The 18724-nt window shown below is 57.5% G+C and carries 14 protein-coding genes and 1 tRNA gene; 6 read left to right on the forward strand and 9 right to left on the reverse strand.

The features are described 5' to 3' along the window. Positions 1-26: 26 nt before the first annotated feature. Positions 27-461 carry a protein tyrosine phosphatase family protein gene (locus V8J81_RS05375; RefSeq protein WP_368474721.1) on the reverse strand — a complete coding sequence of 145 codons (435 nt, stop codon included), beginning with the start codon at positions 459-461 and terminating at the stop codon, positions 27-29. 76 nt (positions 462-537) lie between these two features. Then, positions 538-1509 (reverse strand): ester cyclase, encoded by a 972-nt coding sequence (locus tag V8J81_RS05380; protein ID WP_368474722.1) that lies wholly within the window; start codon positions 1507-1509, stop codon positions 538-540. Between the two features lie 100 nt (positions 1510-1609). Between V8J81_RS05380 and V8J81_RS05385 the strand changes: the two genes are divergently transcribed. Both V8J81_RS05385 and V8J81_RS05390 read left to right on the forward strand, forming a co-directional pair. Beyond that, a complete protein-coding gene (locus tag V8J81_RS05385) occupies positions 1610-2656 on the forward strand; it encodes an ABC transporter ATP-binding protein (protein ID WP_368474723.1) in 1047 nt (348 codons plus the stop codon). Positions 2657-2740: 84 nt separating this feature from the next. Next, positions 2741-3265 (forward strand): ester cyclase, encoded by a 525-nt coding sequence (locus V8J81_RS05390; RefSeq protein WP_368474724.1) that lies wholly within the window; start codon positions 2741-2743, stop codon positions 3263-3265. 157 nt (positions 3266-3422) lie between these two features. Here V8J81_RS05390 and ggt read toward each other — a convergent pair whose 3' ends face one another. Then, positions 3423-5222, reverse strand: coding sequence for a gamma-glutamyltransferase (ggt, locus tag V8J81_RS05395; RefSeq protein WP_368474725.1), 1800 nt, complete (start codon positions 5220-5222; stop codon positions 3423-3425). A 95-nt stretch (positions 5223-5317) separates the two neighbouring features. Then, positions 5318-5533 (reverse strand): hypothetical protein, encoded by a 216-nt coding sequence (locus V8J81_RS05400; RefSeq protein WP_368474726.1) that lies wholly within the window; start codon positions 5531-5533, stop codon positions 5318-5320. 127 nt (positions 5534-5660) lie between these two features. Here V8J81_RS05400 and V8J81_RS05405 point away from each other — a divergent pair, with 127 nt between their 5' ends. Continuing rightward, complete coding sequence (locus V8J81_RS05405) at positions 5661-5933, forward strand: DUF2312 domain-containing protein (RefSeq protein ID WP_368474727.1); 273 nt, start codon at positions 5661-5663, stop codon at positions 5931-5933. Positions 5934-5949: 16 nt separating this feature from the next. Here the strand turns inward: V8J81_RS05405 and V8J81_RS05410 are convergent, their stop codons facing one another. Further along, positions 5950-6825 carry a hypothetical protein gene (locus V8J81_RS05410; RefSeq protein ID WP_368474728.1) on the reverse strand — a complete coding sequence of 292 codons (876 nt, stop codon included), beginning with the start codon at positions 6823-6825 and terminating at the stop codon, positions 5950-5952. A 162-nt stretch (positions 6826-6987) separates the two neighbouring features. On the opposite strand from V8J81_RS05410, the gene V8J81_RS05415 reads away from it, so the two are divergent. After that, positions 6988-7063, forward strand: a tRNA-Thr gene (locus V8J81_RS05415). An 890-nt stretch (positions 7064-7953) separates the two neighbouring features. Here the strand turns inward: V8J81_RS05415 and V8J81_RS05420 are convergent. From V8J81_RS05420 to V8J81_RS05435, 4 genes are all read right to left on the reverse strand, one after another. Beyond that, the gene (locus V8J81_RS05420) at positions 7954-11079 is read right to left on the reverse strand and encodes an HD domain-containing protein (RefSeq protein WP_368474729.1); all 3126 of its coding nucleotides are present in this window, start codon (positions 11077-11079) and stop codon (positions 7954-7956) included. Positions 11080-11368: 289 nt separating this feature from the next. Next, positions 11369-12523: a hypothetical protein gene (locus tag V8J81_RS05425; RefSeq protein WP_368474730.1), complete on the reverse strand. Its 1155-nt coding sequence runs from the start codon at positions 12521-12523 to the stop codon at positions 11369-11371. A 415-nt stretch (positions 12524-12938) separates the two neighbouring features. Beyond that, positions 12939-13778, reverse strand: coding sequence for a hypothetical protein (locus V8J81_RS05430; RefSeq protein WP_368474731.1), 840 nt, complete (start codon positions 13776-13778; stop codon positions 12939-12941). A gap of 10 nt (positions 13779-13788) precedes the next feature. Then, positions 13789-14979 (reverse strand): site-specific integrase, encoded by a 1191-nt coding sequence (locus V8J81_RS05435; protein WP_368474732.1) that lies wholly within the window; start codon positions 14977-14979, stop codon positions 13789-13791. 458 nt (positions 14980-15437) lie between these two features. On the opposite strand from V8J81_RS05435, the gene V8J81_RS05440 reads away from it, so the two are divergent. Both V8J81_RS05440 and V8J81_RS05445 read left to right on the forward strand, forming a co-directional pair. Continuing rightward, positions 15438-16898: an AMP-binding protein gene (locus V8J81_RS05440; protein ID WP_368474733.1), complete on the forward strand. Its 1461-nt coding sequence runs from the start codon at positions 15438-15440 to the stop codon at positions 16896-16898. 169 nt (positions 16899-17067) lie between these two features. Further along, entirely contained in the window at positions 17068-18714 is a 1647-nt protein-coding gene (locus V8J81_RS05445; protein ID WP_368474734.1) for a sulfatase-like hydrolase/transferase, read from the forward strand. Positions 18715-18724 lie beyond the last annotated feature (10 nt).

Below are 18724 nucleotides of genomic sequence, written 5' to 3' on the forward strand. Positions count from 1 at the left end.
GACCTCAAGCCTGACCAGCCAGTCGATCAGGCCGTGTTCTGGGCGGCAGCGGCTTCCAGCGCCGGGCGCAATTGTTCGAACGGATAGCCATGAGATGTGGCGATCTCGATGATCTGATCCACAGGCACATGGCCTGCAGCCCCGAATGCCCACACCACGGTTGAGCGATTGCCGGACGCGCAATAAGCCACCACTGGCCCTTCGGATCCGGCGATGGCGTCGGCTTGTTCATCGACATTGTCTTGCGTGAGCGTATGGCCCTGAAACGGGTTGAAGACATACGCAATGCCGTGTGCTTCGGCTTCGGCCTGAATGGCGGCAGCCTGAAGCGGGGGCGGATTTTCCATATCGGGGCGATTGCAGATCAGCGTTTTCACGCCCTGCGCCGCCAATGTGGCGACATCTGAAGGCTCAATTTGCGGCGTGACGCTGTAGCCCTCGATGATCTGGCGCAGATCCATGGTCGGTTCCCCCGTTCTCGTACCGTATCGTACCGGGCGCAAAATGCCCCAAAGCCCGGGGAAGGGAAAGGGCCGGTTAGCCCCCCGGCAACAGGTTGACCCCCATCTGGTGTGCAAGGCCCAGAATGTCGAACGGCAACCAGTTCTCGATGATCAGGCCGTCATCGTCGAATTGGTAGAAATCCATCACGTCGATATGAACCTGTTGGCCAGTCGCGGGGATGCCAAGATAAGGCGCGGAGTGGGTGGCGTAGAGGCGTCCGCCCGTCACAGCCAGCGGGCCGTCGGCAATCCGCACGAAATGCCCTTTGGAATGCCGATCGGGGAAGGCGGCGCGGAAGGGCGCTTGGTGATGCAGGCGAAACCCCTCGACCCCGCGGCACATGCCAATGCCTGCGCTGGCATAATACATGAAGTTCGGATGCCAGTGATGCATCGGCACATTCGACACATCCGCGCCAATCCCAAGCGCTTGATGCATGTCGAGAACCCGTCCCATTGAGATGGCGCCGCTTTTTGGACTGGCAGCGCCCATTCGCACGCCCGCCCCATATCGCGGGCCCGGCCACATGCCGCGCGCACCGGTCTGTGGCAGGTCTGGAAAGCAGCCCGCCTGATCCATTAGGTCGAGGAAATCAGGCAGGATCCAGCTGCGCGCAATCTCACCGGCCTCGTTCAGGTGATGCACTTCGCTTATTCGTAAATGAACCACGCCGCCCGTGGGTGGAATGCCCAGAAGGGGCCGCGTGAACGTGCCCTGCCAATGGCCAAGCGACGCGACAAGGGGGGAGAAACGCGTCCCGGACATGCGCTCATCGGGGTGGTTCTCGCCCCCGATGAAGAATTCCGGTCGCCACGTGGCGTCGGGCAAGGCACGGCGCAAATCCGCATAGAAGCGCGCGATCTGATCCGGTCCATCCAGAGTTCCGTAAGGGTGGGCAATTTCAGCCACGGCGTCGTCTGCGAAGACCTCAGCCACGTCCTTCCCGTTGCAGAGCGCATCCAGATGTATCCAGACCATAGCCTTTTCGCCTGCCGATTCCGTCACGTCCGCGTCCCTTTTTGCAATCCTATGCAAAACCCTTGCGTCATGACGAGACGACTGTCTAGATGGCACCGACACATTCGCGGGTAAGGGGGGACGACCCATGGCACAAATCCGGTTGAACCACGTTTGTAAACGTTGGGGGAGCTTTGTCGGGGTGGATGATTTTCATCTCGACATCGCAGATCAGGAATTTCTTGTGCTGCTTGGCCCGTCAGGGTGTGGCAAGACCACGACCATGCGGATGATTGCCGGATTGGAAGACCCGACCGAGGGTGAGATCTGGATTGGCGATCGCGAGGTCACGAACCTGGACCCCAAGGACCGCGATGTAGCCATGGTGTTCCAAAGCTACGGCCTCTACCCGAACATGTCGGTTTGGGAGAACATTCGTTTCCCCCTGAAGGTGCGCAAGGTGCCGGAGAGTGAGCACGAGGAACGTGTCGCCAAGGCCGCGGCGATGGTGGAGCTTGAGCAATTCCTGGATCGCAAGCCTGCCGCCTTGTCCGGTGGTCAGCGCCAGCGCGTGGCCCTGGCCCGCGCAATCGTGCGTGAGCCGCAGGTGTTCCTGATGGATGAGCCGCTGTCGAACCTCGACGCGAAACTGCGCGTCAGCACGCGCGCCCAGATCAAGAACCTCAGCCATGAGCTGAAGGTGACAACGATCTACGTGACCCATGACCAGATCGAGGCGATGACGCTGGCTGACCGCGTGGTGGTGATGAAGGCGGGCATTGTGCAGCAGGTCGGCACGCCCACGGACATCTACGACAAGCCTGCGAACACGTTCGTGGCCGGCTTCATTGGTTCACCTGCGATGAACTTGATGGAAGGCGAGATCACCGACGGCACGTTCCACGGTGAGAATGTCGAAGTGCCGGGCGTATCCGGTGCTGGCAAGGTGACGCTCGGCTTCCGCGCCGAAGATGCGCATGTGACCGAAGCCGGGCAGGGCGCGATCAATGCGCCTGTCTATTCGATGGAACTGTTGGGCGACGCGACAATGGTCACGGTGCGCGCGGGTGGCGCGATGGTGGCAGTGAAAGCGGCCAAGGATTACCGGGCGCAGATTGGGGAGCCTGTCGGCATCGCCTTGCCAGACGGGATCACGCATCTGTTCGACGCAAGCACCGGGCAAAGGATCGACTAACGCGAAAGCGCTTAAGGATTTCGGGACATGTCGCTGAGCGGTGACACGTCCTTTTCTTTGGATGATGCAGGAAGGACGAAGACGATGAAGGGAAGCCGCCCGGAACAGGCCGCGCTGACGCGTGATACGGATATGTCGAAAACCGAGGACACGTGCGCCGTGATCGAGGGTATGGTCGACGGCCTGAACGACCACCGTATCGCAGATATCGGAGAGTTTTTCGCCGAGGGTTTTCGATGGATGGGCAATCGCGGCTGCGGCACCAAGACCGGCTTGCGGGAATTTCAGGACAATTGGCAAAAGCCGTTTCAAGCCGCGTTTTCCGACAAGGTCTGTGTGGATGAAGCGCGGCTTTACATGGGCGAATGGGCAGCGGCCTTTGGCCGGCAAGAGGCCGTGCATTCCGGTGAGTTCATGGGCGTGGCGGCGACCGGCAAACGCGTCACGATCCGCTACATGGATTTCTGGAAGGTCGTGGATGGCAAGATCGTCGACAATTACGTGATGGTCGATTTCCCGGACGTGTTGGCTCAACTTGGCGTTGATGTGTTTGGCGGCGAGGGCTGGGAAGCCTTTGACGAGGGCCGCAAGACGCCACCCGCGCCTTGATATGAAGGCGCGGCTTGCGCCGCATTCTTTTCTCCTCGCCTGCCTGCCTTGTAGCAGGCTGGCTCAGGCCAGCGGGCAATGCCCGCTGACGGGGTGCCTTCGCCCCCGTCCTTTCGAACTGGCTCGGAGGTTTTTGGGCAAGTTGAAAGCGCTGTGGCTATTCCCCGAGAGCGATGCCTTCGCGGCGCGGGTCTGCGGCGCCGACAAGTCCGTCGGGCGTGATGGCGATGGCGTGAAGGCCGGAATTCAAGCTGCGGATGTTGACCTCGTACCCCATGGCTTCGAGCGGTTCGGCCAACGCCTCGGCGTCTGTGCCTTCCTCCAGATCATAGGTGCCGAAGCGGTTGACGGCATGGGGCAGGGAGAGCGCGTCTTGCAGGTCGAGACCCCAATCGTAATGGGCGATAATGGCCGTGGCGACATAGCCGATGATGCGGCTGCCGCCCGGTGAGCCGATGGCGAGGATCGGCTCGCCATCCTGCATCACGATGGTTGGCGACATGGAGGAGCGGGGGCGTTTTCCCGGCTCCAGCCGGTTGGCGATGGGCACGCGATCACGGTGGGTGCGGAAGCTGAAATCGGTGAGTTCGTTGTTCAGAAGGAAGCCGCCGGGTGCCATCAGGCGGGATCCGAAGCCGTTTTCGATGGTCGTCGTCATGCTCAGCACATTGCCGTAGGTGTCGACGATGGAGATGTGGGATGTGCTGGGGAACTCAAAGCTTTCATCATCGGCCCAAAGCTGCGCGTGATCCCATGTGGGGGTGCCGGGTGCGACCTCTGACAGGGCGGTGCCGGGATCGAGGCGGTCGCCTTCGATCAGCTGCGCGCGTTCTTCCAGATAGGCGGGATCGACCAGCCCTTCGGTCGGCATGGGAACGAAATCACTGTCGGCCATGTAGCGGCCTCGGTCTGCAAAGGCGAGGCGCGAGGCGTCCCCGATCAGGCGCCAATCGTCCGGATTGTCCGGGCCTTCTAGGGTAAAGTTATCAACCATTCCAAGGATTTGGCCAACAGTAAGCGCGCCGGAGGAGGGCGGGCCCATGCCGCAGACATCCATGCCGCGGTACTCGGCGCAGACCGCCGGGCGTTCGATCACGCGGTAGGCTTCGAGGTCACGCAGCGAGAGAACGCCGGGATTGCCCTCGGCCGAGCGGACAGTGTCGATGATCCCTTCGGCGATGGGGCCTTCGTAAATCGCATCCGCGCCGTGGATCTGCATGGCGCGCAAGGTATCGGCGTAGGCGGGGTTTTGGAGCAACGAACCCTCGGCCAGTGGCGCGCCATCGGGCAGGAAATAGGCGGCGGTGGCAGGGAAGGTGGAGAGGCGCTCGGCGTCATTGGCGATTGCACCGGCCATGCGGGCGGAGACGCTAAAGCCCTCATCTGCAAGGGAAATCGCCGGGTCCAACAGGCTTTGCCAATTGGCCTGTCCCCAGCGGCGATGGGCATCTTCCATCAAGGCGGGCGTGCCCGGTGTACCCACGGAGAGGCCGCCGACAACCGCGTCGAAGAAGCCGAGCGGCTCACCAGTTTCGTCCTGAAACAAGGTCGGCGTAGCGGCATGTGGAGCGGTTTCGCGGCCGTCGAGCGTGGTCAATTCTCCGCTAAGGGCATCGTAATAAACAAGAAATGCGCCACCACCGAGACCGGAGCTTTGCGGCTCCACCAGTCCCAGAACGGCCTGCACGGCAACCATGGCGTCTGCGGCGGTGCCACCAGCGGCCAGAACATCGGCCCCGGCCTCGACCGCCAGCGGATTGGCGGCGGCGACCATCCAGTCTTGCGCCGTCACCGGATCGCCGGCGTCGCGCGCGGCCAGGGCGGCCATCGCACGCTCAGACAGGCCGGACGTGCCCGTTTCTGTTGCATCTTCAGGCGCGACGGCATCGGCGGCCTCTTGCGCGAGACCGGGTGTGACGAGCATGAGCGTGACGAAAATTGGCAGGACAGATCGCATGGGGCATCTCCGGGGCAGGGGTGTCTGCCGATCAGGATGGGCGATGCTGACGCAAAGTAAAGCGGTGCGTCCAAGATGGGCCAAAAGCCGCCGGTTCAGCCGAGGAAGACGCCCAACACCACGCACATCAGGCCGAGAACCGATAGCAAAAGCGCGCCCATGTTGATGGCAACGATCTTTTGCAGCTGCTGGCGCATCTCGGCATCGTCTAGGCCTGCCCGCTTGATGGAGAAAGCCGAATAGATACAATAGCCTAGAAGACCAATGCCGACCACCGCCATGGCTGTTCCCAGCAAGACCAACCAACCCATTTTGCGCGCTCCCTGACGTGTTTGGGGGACCTTAGCGCGCGGGCCGCGCACCGCAAGCCTTGCAGCCCGGGTGAGGCCCCGCTATCCGGTGTTTTCCAGCCGCAACTCATCTGAAAGGCCGCCTTCCATGGATGATATGTCCGACGCCTCTGCCCGCCCCGAAAGCTACCGTGTGACCGCCGATGAGCTGCGCCAGTTTATCGAGCGTTATGAACGGCTTGAGGCCGAGAAGAAGGACATCGCAGACCAGCAGAAAGAGGTCATGGCCGAGGCGAAATCGCGCGGCTACGACACCAAGGTGCTCCGCAAGGTTGTGGCATTGCGCAAGCGTGAGCCCGATGACATTGCCGAGGAAGAGGCGGTGCTGGAGATGTACAAGGAAGCGCTTGGAATGCGCTGAGCTGCGTACCAGTCACCTACGGCGTCAGCAGCGTGACTCCGGGAATGCGCGCGATGACGTCCAGATCGGCGTCATAGCTTTCCGACATTTCATTGATCAGAGCCTCATTCCAGCCGGGCAGATTCAGCGTTTCCTGAATCTCGGTGTCGAGCGCATAGCGTTCGAGGAAGGCCGCAAGGACGCGGCGGCGTTGGGTCTCGGTCTCCGGCGGATTGTCCGTGAGCCAGGTTTGCATCCGGGCAAACCCTTCTTCCTCCATGATGCCCTGCACCAGATCGTCTACACCATCGAGATCGGCTTGCGGGGCGACGCCGGCCAGCTCACGCATGATCTGACCCCATAGAAGCGGGGTGTCTTCGTTGCACCAAACGGTGATCCGGGCGTCGGGATGGGCCACCGACAGGCGGCGCAGCATCTCGGACCAGGCCACGGCATGGGGCTGCATGTTTTCAGTGAATTCTGCAAAGTCCGAGAAACGCGAGGCCTTGAACAGGGCAGGGATCAGGGTTCCGGGATCCCGCATTCCGATGAAGAATTCCGCCGGAGAGGTCGGGAAAAGGGCGCGCAACTGGGTCGTGGCGCGTTCGATCATCGGCCAGATTTGCGGGCCCTGCACGACAAGGCGATTGATGCACACAAAGCGAGGATCGGACAGGACCAGCCGGTCAACAGCGGCATCGTCCAGAATGGCATCGAGAAGGGCGTCTTGCACTTCCTCACCCGCAGCCCGCCCTTTGAGCGCACGGGCCGTGTCGCGCACCACGGCGCGGTAGCGGCCCGGTGGAGGCACCGCGATGCCGGCTTGTGCCAGACGGAGCCTGTTTTTGAGGAGCGACAGGATCAACTGATCGCCATCGGTGCAGGGGGCGCCAAGGTGAAAGACAACCTGCATTGGTAATGTGTCGCCTGTATTGGTGTTGAGCCTGCTTTGGGGGCTGTATACCGGCCCGACCGATCCTGTGCAAATTGTTGAGCGCTGCACCGCCGGATTGCCATTGCCCGAGCGTTACAAACTTGCTATCGCCCCACCGTGGTCGGTTTCCCGCCGGTCCGTGCCCCTATAGCTCAGCTGGTAGAGCAACTGATTTGTAATCAGTAGGTCCGCGGTTCGAGTCCGTGTGGGGGCACCATTTAATCCTTAAATATCAGCATGATGCACGGTTTGTGTGGTTTTGAGCGTCCTTCGTGTGCTCGTTTTGGAAGCGTAGTGGCAGCATCCGTTTCGCTTCTGTTCGTGCTCTCAGAGCAACATGCGGATTGCACGGAGGGAGTCGCACCGTGTGCAAAGGCAGTCCGCACCTACCCTCGCTTCGCTCGGCGCGTCTATCGCGCAGGATGTCGGCCTACCGGCAAGCGCCGCACCAAAGGTCACCCCCGAGGGGGCCATTCGCCATGGCCCCCTTCTCGATCCCCCTAGGCACTGCCCGATAGGACGGGGGGAGGGGAACGGCCCAAAGCGGACGCCAAGGAAGGGTTTGGTGCTGCATCGCAGCTTTCTAAAAGGGGACATCGACACATAGTGGTTTCGGCCTGCAAACAACGTACGGTAGTTGAAGGAGGTCTGAGAACGAAGCAACGCTTTCTTCTGTCCACGTTGCCGTTCCATCATTTGAAGTAGTTGGCGCGAAGCGAATTCCGATAACTTCGCCACCCTCATTCAAGATCGGAGCCCCTACAGAACTGAGCGAGGTGTTAGCGTCGTGCATAATCCTTCCGCGAAGCCCTGTCAGATGCTCTTCTAATCTACCATTTTTTTCTATTTTCTAAAACGGCTTCTCCATACCGTCTGTTTCCTTGTCGCAAGACAAGCTAAATCAAAACACCGGACGGTTCAATGGATCAGGTCAACACGATACTCAAAACTCCAGGTCGCGATTGGTGGGGTGCGGCCCTTCTTTGCGTTTGGATGCCGAGGCTCGGTGTAAGTTGCAGGAATTCGACATGGTTCCAAATCTCCGACTGCCCTTAAATACTTATTACAGTGTATTCCTCGCTTTAGAAGCTGCAAGAGATATGCCAATCACAAGCCAAGGCGGGCATCCCAATCGATTGGCCTCTGCCGCCAGGAGAACGGGTCATAGCACTCGAGTTTGGCAACATCGTCCCAAAGCGCTTGGCACTCTTCAAGAGGCTGTTCGTTCTTAGCCAAAAGCGGTTCCGGCATTGTTTTACGCAATTCAGCAAAAATATCGTTCATTTCCTTATAGTACTGATCCGCTGAAAGTGCGGCAGCCGTCAAAGTGAAGTAGGCAACTCGGTTGAAGTTAACATCATTCTCCCAATCACTAGGGGCATTTATGAAAAAGTCCGCAACCTTACTTCCAGGCAGCAAATAAAGATTGCCAAGCGTTATAACGGCCTGAAAGGCTTCGAGCCCTTCTGTATCCGCATGATTCTTACCACGAGGTGCGAGGACAGAAACAGAGCGCGTCATCCCTATTCGGCGGCGGCCGGAACTATCCTCCATGTGCCGATAAAAGTCGAAGTCTTGATACCCATCAAGTTCCATAAGCGACGAAAAAACCTGCTCTTGCGAAAACCACCTCTCCTTTTTCTTTGACCATTTGACATCCAGCCTTCGCTCTTGAATATGCCCACGGAAGTGAGAAATATCGAATAGAGATTGAACGATATCTCTGCAAACTGGCGTGTTAGCGTTGGGGACGACTAGAAGATCATTAAGTGAGTTTTCATTGTCGCCGTAAACTAACTCAAGTAGGTCCAATCTGGAGACTTCTCGCTTTGCCTCTCGAATGAACTGCTCCGTCGAAGTAAGGAGCATGGAGTCGACCATCCAAAAACCTTCTCGCTTCAACAATTCATCTGCGGAGCAAGAACTGCGTTTGCCAGATTCTTCGATCAAGAACATCTTGGTTCTGTTGAGCTCGGCCTCCTTCACTGCTTCAGTCTTTTTGGACTCCGAAGCGCCCCGCCCGGCAACGATTGGGTGCATCATTCGCGGCATTTGCTCGACGGCCCAAGTCAAAGAATAGTCTTCGTCATCGACCAAACGCTTTGTCTCAGTCTCCACGACGCTCAGCAAAAGGCGATTGATTGTTTGGACGGCCGTATCAAACTCGTCAGTTGTTTCCAATGCCGACCGTGCAACGTTCGTTTTGGGAGCTTCCTTACCAGTCATGTTGACAACTGCCAGGAGCGTACGATCAATTCCGCCGACCAATTGATTTTGGACAACGATACCCTCTACGCAAGTCATGATTGGCGGCAGCTTATCTTGACTTTGCTTAAGTGGTGAGCGTTCCGGGACTCGGATGAACTGCCAATCCTTGTAGTGAGAGCTATACGACATAGCGTATGCAATGGTTATGCCATTAGAGGATTTCTCTCGCACCTCGACCCGTTCTTCGGCATATCTTGCAACCGTGGTTTCCTTGTTTAAGTAGTCAGTCAGAGCATCCTTTGGCGTGGCGAAGCCAATTCGATCCGGATCAGCTCCATCAACTGACAAAGTCACCGAACATCTGGGAAAAAGAACATACGTTTCCAAAGTTCTCTGGATATTCATTTTCTGAGCAGATGCTCTGAAGCGAAGCACGAATTTACTGCCATGAGAACCAATTTCGTTGGCCACTTCATCCGATGACTTGTCTATCAGCTTGATCAGATACTTGCCGTGTACTGACCTCAATGAAATCTTACGTGCTTTTTCATCATCTGGGCTAACAGTAATTATTTCAACCTTGTCCGCGACCATGAAAGCAGTCAAGACACCAATGCCAAAGCGACTAATTGGCGTGAAGTTTGGAAACTCTTCCTTGAATTTAGGATCTTGATACTTCGAAGAACCAACTTTCAAAAGGTGGTTCTCAATCGTTGCCTGAGACATCCCCGTCCCATTATCGATTATGGTGAGCTCGCTTGTCTCGCTAGACCAGAAAACATGGATCTTGCCTTTTTCTTCCGAACCCTCTTTTTGATCATGGTACTTGAGCCTCACTGCATCTATCGCATTCTGCGTCAGCTCACGGACAACCACGCTGCTGTCATTGTACAAGGTGTGGCCGGTAAGAAGATCTAGAATCTTTTCTTGATCTATCTCGAACCCAAATGGCTCCTGCTCAAAGCCTGCCGCCTTTACGTGAGTGTCATCAATACGCCGCCATGGAAAAAGATACTCTTTTGGAGCTGTGGCTTTCGTTCGTTCGATGGCATCAAAAGTACTTTTAATTTGATCATTGGCATAGCGAAGATAGGCGTTGAGCCCAAAAAAACTTGCCTCCTCGTTGAACCTAGCAAAGACCTCGATTGTATCAGGTTGTTTTGAGGAAAGAATAGCGCCGTCGTCGTCAAGTTGCTTCTGCGGGCGCACACTTTTTACAGCATTTTGTTTTGCCCATTCAAGCTGACTGATTGGATCAGCTGGGTCAATGAGTCTATAAAGAGCCGACGGAGCGCGCCTTTCTGTGATTTGAATCAAGTCGATAGTGCGTAGCAATGCGGCAATATATTGTAAGTTCACTTCTTCTGAAGCTGTATTTCCATAAGGATGATCCTGGCGATATTTCTTTGTATCTTCGATATCATCAAGATTATGGCTCTCGCACACCTGCGCTAGATCAATGCGAAATTCCTCACCGAGCGGCGCCAATAATTCTTCAACCAACTGGACCTGAGCTTTGCAATAGCCAAGTTCGGAGCATGTATCGCCAGCAAGCCATACTTTAATGCGTGTAGCGTGATGATATCGTACAAATTCCTGGTAAAGCAGACGATCGCGTACTTCAGCATCAAGGCCTTCCAATTTCGCCTGATAGTCTCCGCCTCCGTCGCCGCTAAACAATTGATCACGACAGAAACTATCGAAGGTGGTCTTCGAGCGGTTTTTGAACTCATCCTCCGTAACGACAAGGCCCATGTCGTGAAAATAGATGCTGAGTACCAACATCAACCAGTCTCCATCTGACATGATATCTTTGGTATTGTTGGGAATTACCCAGTCAACTGTCGCAAGCATATCGTCAATATGAGAGATATCGTGTGTAGTATACTCCTTGAATATCAAATTCGCCCCAAAAGTAGACAAGATATCCTTCACAACCCGCCGAACTTCGGGGAGATTTACTGGAAATGCTGAAAGCTTCGTGGCTTTTTCTGCTCTTTTTTCTGCATCAAACTCTAAGGACATTCGGTTCTCACCAACTTGATTTGTAGGATATACACGCTTGATCTCGACGATAGAATAACCGCTTCGGAGAACGCAACCAAGACGGTTGCTACAAGGACGGCCTAACACTTCTTCCGAGTATGAGCACGACGTGCATATTGTAGCTTTTTGAGCAGAAACGGTTCACGCCATCGGCTTTCCGCCGGACTTGCTGACGACGATAATATCAATGTGACATTCAGACAAATGTCCGCTTGTGTACCTCGGTACTTGTTGTTTCGCAGGTGCGGCCAATGACTGTTTGCGGCCCTCAGTCTCCGACCAAGACGCCATACTTTTCGGCGGCTTCACTTAAGCGAGTGCCTAAGTCCCGTCTATGTTGCTCCAGAAAGAACTCAACGCGGCCTGGCATGTTCTCTAGGAACTCCGGCACATCGGCTTCTGTGACGCCTTCTAAGTAAGCCAGCGTCACGCTGTGTGCGGCGACCAAATTGAGGAACTCGAGCTGCTTTTGTTTGAGATCCGCGTCGTGAACGAACTCCGGCGCCACTCTCACCTCATGGGCGAACAGACCCTGCTTGGTTGCGCCCGCCACCGTTGTCCAAAGCGGATGCCAGGGCCAGCGGGCGCGGTTTGTGTCGGCGGTTGGGACGTGTAGCGACACATCTTCCGCCAGTTTGATCATCTCTGCTTCTAGCTCTTCATAGAAGGATACCCAGCCTCGTATGGAGGTCCTGTTGCGTAGGGCGGTCTTTCCCAGGCGCAGTTCTACCCGCCAGACCTGGCTGTTTTCGCGTTGTGTCGTGTCGAGTGGGGCAAGGCCGAGGCGCTTTGCGGCCTCATTCCAGATCAGTGGCCATTCGTGTTTGTGCTTCTGCAAAACCTCTTCGCGCTTGTCGTAGACGATCACCTGGCGACCGGGCATCTTACCAAGGGTCACAGAGGTCACGCGCCCAGAGTGGGAATGGATGCTGACTTCTGCCAAATCCGCGTGGGTTTTCAGCTTCATCCGAGAGTGGACGACGAAGGAATTGGGGTCGAGCGTAAAGTCTGGGTCGAGAATGTCGATGGCATAGTCAACCCGGCTAACGCTGATGCCATCGGGTGTAATGCGGAAGCCTAGCTTGTCGCATGTGGCCTCAAGATCCTGACGCACTTTTTCGAGGCCGTGCAACGCAAGGGCGCGAGATCTGATGGACACATGAATGCCCCAAGGGTCGGAGGCTTTAGGTTTCTTCACCGCCCAGATCGCGCCTTCCGGGCCAGTGTGGAACGTGTAGGCATAGCCGCCCCTGCGCCCCGATCCGCCAATGTAGAGTTTGACGCCGTTGAATACGGTACGGGCGTCACATTGGTACTCAGACGCGAAGGCTTTTCCCGCTTCCAATTCTTCAACCAGCCTGGGCGGGGCGTGTGTCTTGATGGCGAGGTCGAGCCCGTCAAAGCCGGAGTAGAGAACGTGCATCTTTTTTGCTCCATGTATTTCTAGAGGGGGGTGCTACAAAGACCCCCTTTTCAAACCGTCCGACCAAGGCCGTAGCGCACACCCGCACCTGCCGCCTGACGGCGGCTGTGCACGGATGCGCGCGACGGCTTGGGCGAGGCATTAGTTAACGAGAGGTGCGGGAGACCCTTTGCCGTGCCACCCAAACGTTCACATCGTCGAGGCTGTAGCGCACTGACTGGCCGAATTTGTGAAAGCACGGCCCACAGCCCGTGAGCCGCCATTTCTGAATTGTGCGGGGCGATTGGCAGATCATGTCCGCCACTTGCAGTTCAGTCAGGAAAACTGAGTTTGAACGGGCACTGCTATGGTCTGCCATATCGTCCTCTTGGTTGCGTCCAGTGAGGATTGCGTACGACAGCTTATTGATAACGACCTAGCGAGAACGCTCGGAATAATGCCTGATGAAATCTGGTAATTCTTCCAAGCTGCTGACTTTATATGATTTTCTTCGCGTTTCGGCAGAGCTGGAGACTATCCTGCTTGGGACCGTGCCCGTGTCGAACACCTCAACGACATCTACGCAAAAGCGCGCGGCCTCTGAGAGGGGTTCGTTCTTTTCGGTCCAAAGCAGTGAGCAGCGTTTCCCAGTGAAGTTCTCGTAGACCTGGAGGGCAATGGTCAGCAGGGGATCGAGGGTTGCGTTCTCGCGCCTGCCTTTCTTGCCTTTTCCTGCAACCCGCAGTGATACCTCCATCGCTTGGTCTAAGGCGTCGAGCGATGCCAACACATCGTCGAGGTCCAAAGGATCTGTATTTGGGCGCTCAAGAACTGCTTTCTGCCCGTTCCACGCAATCGTCGACGAAGGTTCCAGAGCCGTTTCGCCAATCATCTCCAGAAGCGAGGCGTTCGTCGCATGAGTCATTGCGATTGAAGCTTGGTTTGCGGCGTAGAGGTCTTCCTCGTCGAGGTCTCGCAGTGCTTTTTGTAGAGCGCGACCGTGTTTTTGAACGGTGGAGAGTTTCTGCCTCACCTTTGGAAGATCGGTGGCGGCCCATTTTGCTTCGGACTTTGATAAATGTGCCGCGACGTTAAGGAGCAATCGCGCCATGGCAAATGACTCTGGAATGAAGCCGTAGGTTTCTGCGATGGGCGCGAACACCTCGTCGGAGAATGGCTTGTGGTGGTCGAGACCGTTGGTGATCAATTGGCGTAGATCAATCCCGCTAGCCGCTAGGGCCTGCGTGGCATCAGCCAAGAACTGCTCTTCATCCATATGCTCGATCTCACTTAATCACGCGCAAGTGGCCTTGGCGCTCTTGTTTGGCGGTCTCAAGGCTATCAAATATTGCGGCGCTATTTTGCTCCGCAGCTGCCCGAATGGGATCATCTGCAAGATGGGCGTAGCGTAGGGTCGTTTGCAACTGAGTATGGCCCAACAATTGCCCGACCATCTGGATTGGCATGCCGCCCGAGACGGCGACCGAGGCATATGTGTGGCGCAAGTCGTGGATGCGAACATCGTGAAGGCCCGCCAGATTGCGAATGCGCCGCCAGGGGTGCTGCAAGTCGGTAATGTGCGCGTTGGCGAACTTGCCTTCAATGATGAACGGATGGCCACTGGTGCGGGGCAAGGAGGCCAAAACCTCGCGGGCCGCATGGGGGAGGGGGACACAACGCTTGCCCACCTTGCTATCGGGCAACTCTAGGCCCCGGTCGGTGACATGCTCCCAACGCGCAGTCTGTATCTCGGACAGGCGGCATCCCGTCAGGAGGAGGAGGCGGAAGGCGGCCACGACATGGGGCGTCTCAATCCGCTCTTCTTCGCATGTGGTCAGCACATCCCCGAGGGTTCTAAGCTCTTGCTGTGTCAGGAACCTCTCGCGGCGGTTCTCTTTGTACTTCGGCACATGTCGGCAAGGGTTCGTGCCGTCCGGGCGCAAGCCCCACATCTCGGCCATGTTGAACATCTTGGAAAGGACCGAGAGCATCCGGTTCGCCTGGATCGGTGTGGCCCGGTGGCGGTAATGCAGGTCGGCAATGTCTTTGCGCATGACCTCTGACACTTTGAACGTGCCAATCGCGGGGCGGATCATTCGCCGAATGGTGGAACGGTAATCGCGCGCGGTGGACGACTTCACATGGACTGCGACGTGCACCTGCAAGAACCGGTCGCAGAGGTCTGCGACAGTGGGGGCAATGCGGGCCAGGGCGATCTCTTCGACGGGATCATAGCCGCCCGCGACTTGACCCAGCATTTCACGGGCATGGTCTCGAGCCTGGTCCAAAGCTACGACACCCACCCGTCCCAATGACGACCGCCGGGTGCGCCGTCCCTTTCTGTATTGCACCTGAAACGTCTTGGTTCCGGACGGCATGACGCGAACACCAAATCCGACGACAACCGAGTCCCAGACGAAGTAGGACGACGCATCGGGTTTGAGAGCATCAATGGTGCGTTTCGTCAGTTTTGGCATGCTCCAGACCTCGCCGAGTGCGCTTGTGTGTGGAAGCATAGTGGTCACAAGCGGTAGGAAATCGTGGAGTAAGGGGTAGGACTGTGGCGTTGCGCGCGTCAATATTAACGCAGCAAATACAGTAATTTAGCGTAGAGTAGGGTAGGGTGGCGTAACGGGTTGGGGTCGGTTTGTAATCAGTAGGTCCGCGGTTCGAGTCCGTGTGGGGGCACCATTTCTTCCCAAAATATCAGGTATGTGCCGCACGAAATCCTTCGGACAGGTTTCTTTGCGTGATGACGACTCCAAAGCAGCCGCGTCGGGGGGGGCGCTTCGTGACTTGTCTGCAGGCGAGTCTAAACGCGAGGACTTTGCCGCAACCGGTGATTTGGGTATTGCTCCTTCGATCCAACCGCCGCTGAGCAAACTGCACGCACCCGCCACCCAAGCCAAACTCCCCGCCCACGAGATAATCTGAGATGAGCAAGAATACACTTCTCGACACCCTATTGAACACTCAGCCCGACGCGGACGTGTTCCTTGTAACGCCGGAGGGAGAGACACTCACTTACGGCGTTCTGCGATCCCGGGTGGCCCAAACAGCAGGTCATCTGATCGCCGCCGGTGTCACACCGGGCGATCGTGTCTTGTGCCAGATTGAGAAGTCGCCGCAGGGCCTTATCCTTTATCTGGCAACGGTAGCTGCGGGCGGCGTGTTCGTGCCATTAAACACCGGCTATATCGGGGCGGAGATTGATTACTTCCTCGAAGATGCGGAACCGGCTTTGCTGATCCTAGATGCTTCGACAGAGGGTGCGCGCGATGTGGCCAAAGCCCGTGGTGTGCGTGTCGCCACGCCAAAAGACCTGACAGCAGATGGACCGGAGGCCGCACCTGTACCGCGCGGACCGGATGATCTTGCCGGAATCCTTTACACGTCTGGCACCACCGGGCGGTCCAAAGGCGCGATGCTGACCCATGACAACCTGATCTCCAACGCAAAGGTCCTGACCGATCTTTGGCGCTTTACGCGGGACGATACACTCCTCCACGCGCTGCCGATCTTTCATACGCATGGGCTGTTTGTGGCCACCAACGTCATCTTATGCGCCGGTGCGCGCATGGTGTTTCTGCCGGCTTTCAATGTTGATGCCTTGGCCCACCAACTTCCCCGCTGCACGGCGATAATGGGCGTGCCAACCTTCTATACCCGTATGTTGGACGATCCCCGTTTCACACGCGACACGCTGGCCCATATGCGCCTGATCATTTCAGGTTCTGCCCCACTTCTGGCCGAAAGCCATAAAGCGTTTGAGGAGCAGACTGGCCACGCCATCCTTGAACGCTACGGCATGACCGAGACCAATATGATCACCTCCAACCCCTACGACGGCGCGCGGCGTGCGGGCACCGTTGGTATGCCCTCGCCGGGCGTGTCCTTGCGGATTGCGCAGCCCGACGAAAAGGGCATCGGCGGGATCGAAGTGCGCGGACCCAACGTGACAAAGGGCTATTGGCGCAACCCGGAAAAGACGGATGAAAGCTTCACCAAAGACGGCTGGTTCATCACCGGGGATCTCGGCCAGATGGACGAAGACGGCTATCTGTCCATCGTCGGCCGGCAAAAGGATCTGGTGATTTCAGGCGGATTCAACGTCTACCCTAAAGAGGTCGAGGTTCAGATCGACGACCTGCCGGGCGTTCTTGAAAGCGCTGTGTATGGTGTCCCGCACCCTGATCTGGGCGAGGCCGTGGCCGCTGCGGTCGTGCTGAACGATGCCGCTGAGACCGACGCCGATACCATCATTGCCGCGCTCGCGGACCGGCTTGCGCGTTACAAGATCCCGCGCACTGTCCGCATCCTGCCCGAGTTGCCACGCAACACGATGGGTAAGGTGCAAAAGAACATTCTGCGCGACGAGGCGGCGCACAACGCCTGAACCGAAAACACTGTCGTGAACCATTTCCGCGCTGTCTTTAGGCAAAGGCGGCCAATGGCGCTGTAATGACCAAGGCCGCGCCCACCCATGAGGTCCGAAAAATCGCTTGTGGCAAATCCATCGGGCTGAAACGGTGATGGCCAGTGCCACGTTACAAAGAGACGCTCCTATGACTGATCGCCCCAATGTTCTGTGGATCATGGCAGATCAGTTGCGGTTCGACTATCTCAGTTGCTACGGCCATCCGCATCTGCACACGCCCCACATTGATGCGCTGGCGGCGCGGGGCGTGCGGTTCTCAAACGCCTATGTGCAGTCGCCCGTCTGTGGGCCATCGCGGATGTCAGCCTATACCGGGCGCTACATGCGCAGCCATGGCTCTACCTGGAACGGCATGCCCCTGCGCGTGGGGGAGCCAACGCTGGGCGATCATTTGCGTGAAGCCGGGGCCCGCGCGGTTCTGGTCGGCAAAACCCATATGCGGGCGGATCTAGAAGGCATGGCCTGGCTTGGGATCGACCCCGATAGCGAGATCGGCGTGCGACGTGCGGAATGCGGATTTGAACCGTTTGAGCGGGATGACGGCCTGCACCCCGACAGCGCGCGGCAGGGCTGGTCCGCCTATGACGATTACCTCGTCTCTCATGGGTTTGAGAGTGACAATCCGTGGGAGGATTTCGCCAATTCCGGTCTCGACGCCGACGGGGAATTGATGTCGGCCTGGCTACTCAAGAACTCCCGCCTTGCCGCAAATGTGCCCGAAGAGCATTCTGAGACGGCCTACATGACCAACCGTGCCATGGATTTCATGGAAAGCGCGGCGGAGGACGGGCGGCCCTGGCTGTGCCATCTAAGCTATATCAAGCCCCACTGGCCCTACATCGTGCCCGCGCCCTACCATGACATGTATGATGAACGGCACATCGTCGATCCGGTCCGTTCAGTCGCTGAGCGGGGAGATGAACATCCCCTCTTGGGCGCCTACCGCAATGGCCGTGTGTGCCAGACCTTCGCCCGCGATGAGGTGCGCAAACATGTGATCCCGGCCTATATGGGCCTGATCAAACAGCTTGATGACAATCTCGGGCGGTTGTTCGCTTGGATGGACGAGAAGGGGCTCAGCGAGAACACGATCATCGCCTTCGCGTCTGACCATGGCGATTACATGGGCGATCACTGGATGGGTGAGAAGGACTTTTACCATGAAATGGCGGTGAAAGTGCCCATGATCCTTGCCGATCCGCGGCCAGAGGCTGATCCATCCCGCGGCAGTACCTGCGATGCTTTGGTCGAGATGATAGACCTTGCCCCGACCTTCATGACTGCGCTGGGGGCGGAGGCGAAGCCGCACGTGATCGAGGGCAGGGATCTGACGCCGATCTTGCACGGGGCAGGCAACATCAACCGACGCTACGCGATCAGCGAATATGATTACCACTGGTCCGAGATGGCCGAAGCTCTTGGCGTTGCGCAGGAAGACGCGCGCACGACCATGATCTTCGATGGCCGGTGGAAATACGTGCGCTGTGAAGGGTTCGATCCCATCCTGTTCGATCTGGAAAGTGATCCGCAGGAATTGGTTGATCTGGGCCGATCAGACGCGCGCGATCATGTTGCCGTGCGCGCCCGCATGGACGCCGCCTTGCTCAAATGGGCGACACAGCACCACACGCGGATCACGGCCACGCCGGACGTCCTGGCAGGCCAGAAGCTTGCGGCAGAGGAGGGGATTTTGATCGGGTTCTGGGATGAGGCGGAGTTTGAGGCGCATACGGGCTTCGCGTTCTCGGACCTGACACCGAAAGGGCGGCCATAGGGGCGTCAGC

Source organism: Gymnodinialimonas sp. 202GB13-11 (assembly GCF_040932485.1).
Taxonomy (GTDB): Bacteria; Pseudomonadota; Alphaproteobacteria; order Rhodobacterales; family Rhodobacteraceae; genus Gymnodinialimonas; species Gymnodinialimonas hymeniacidonis.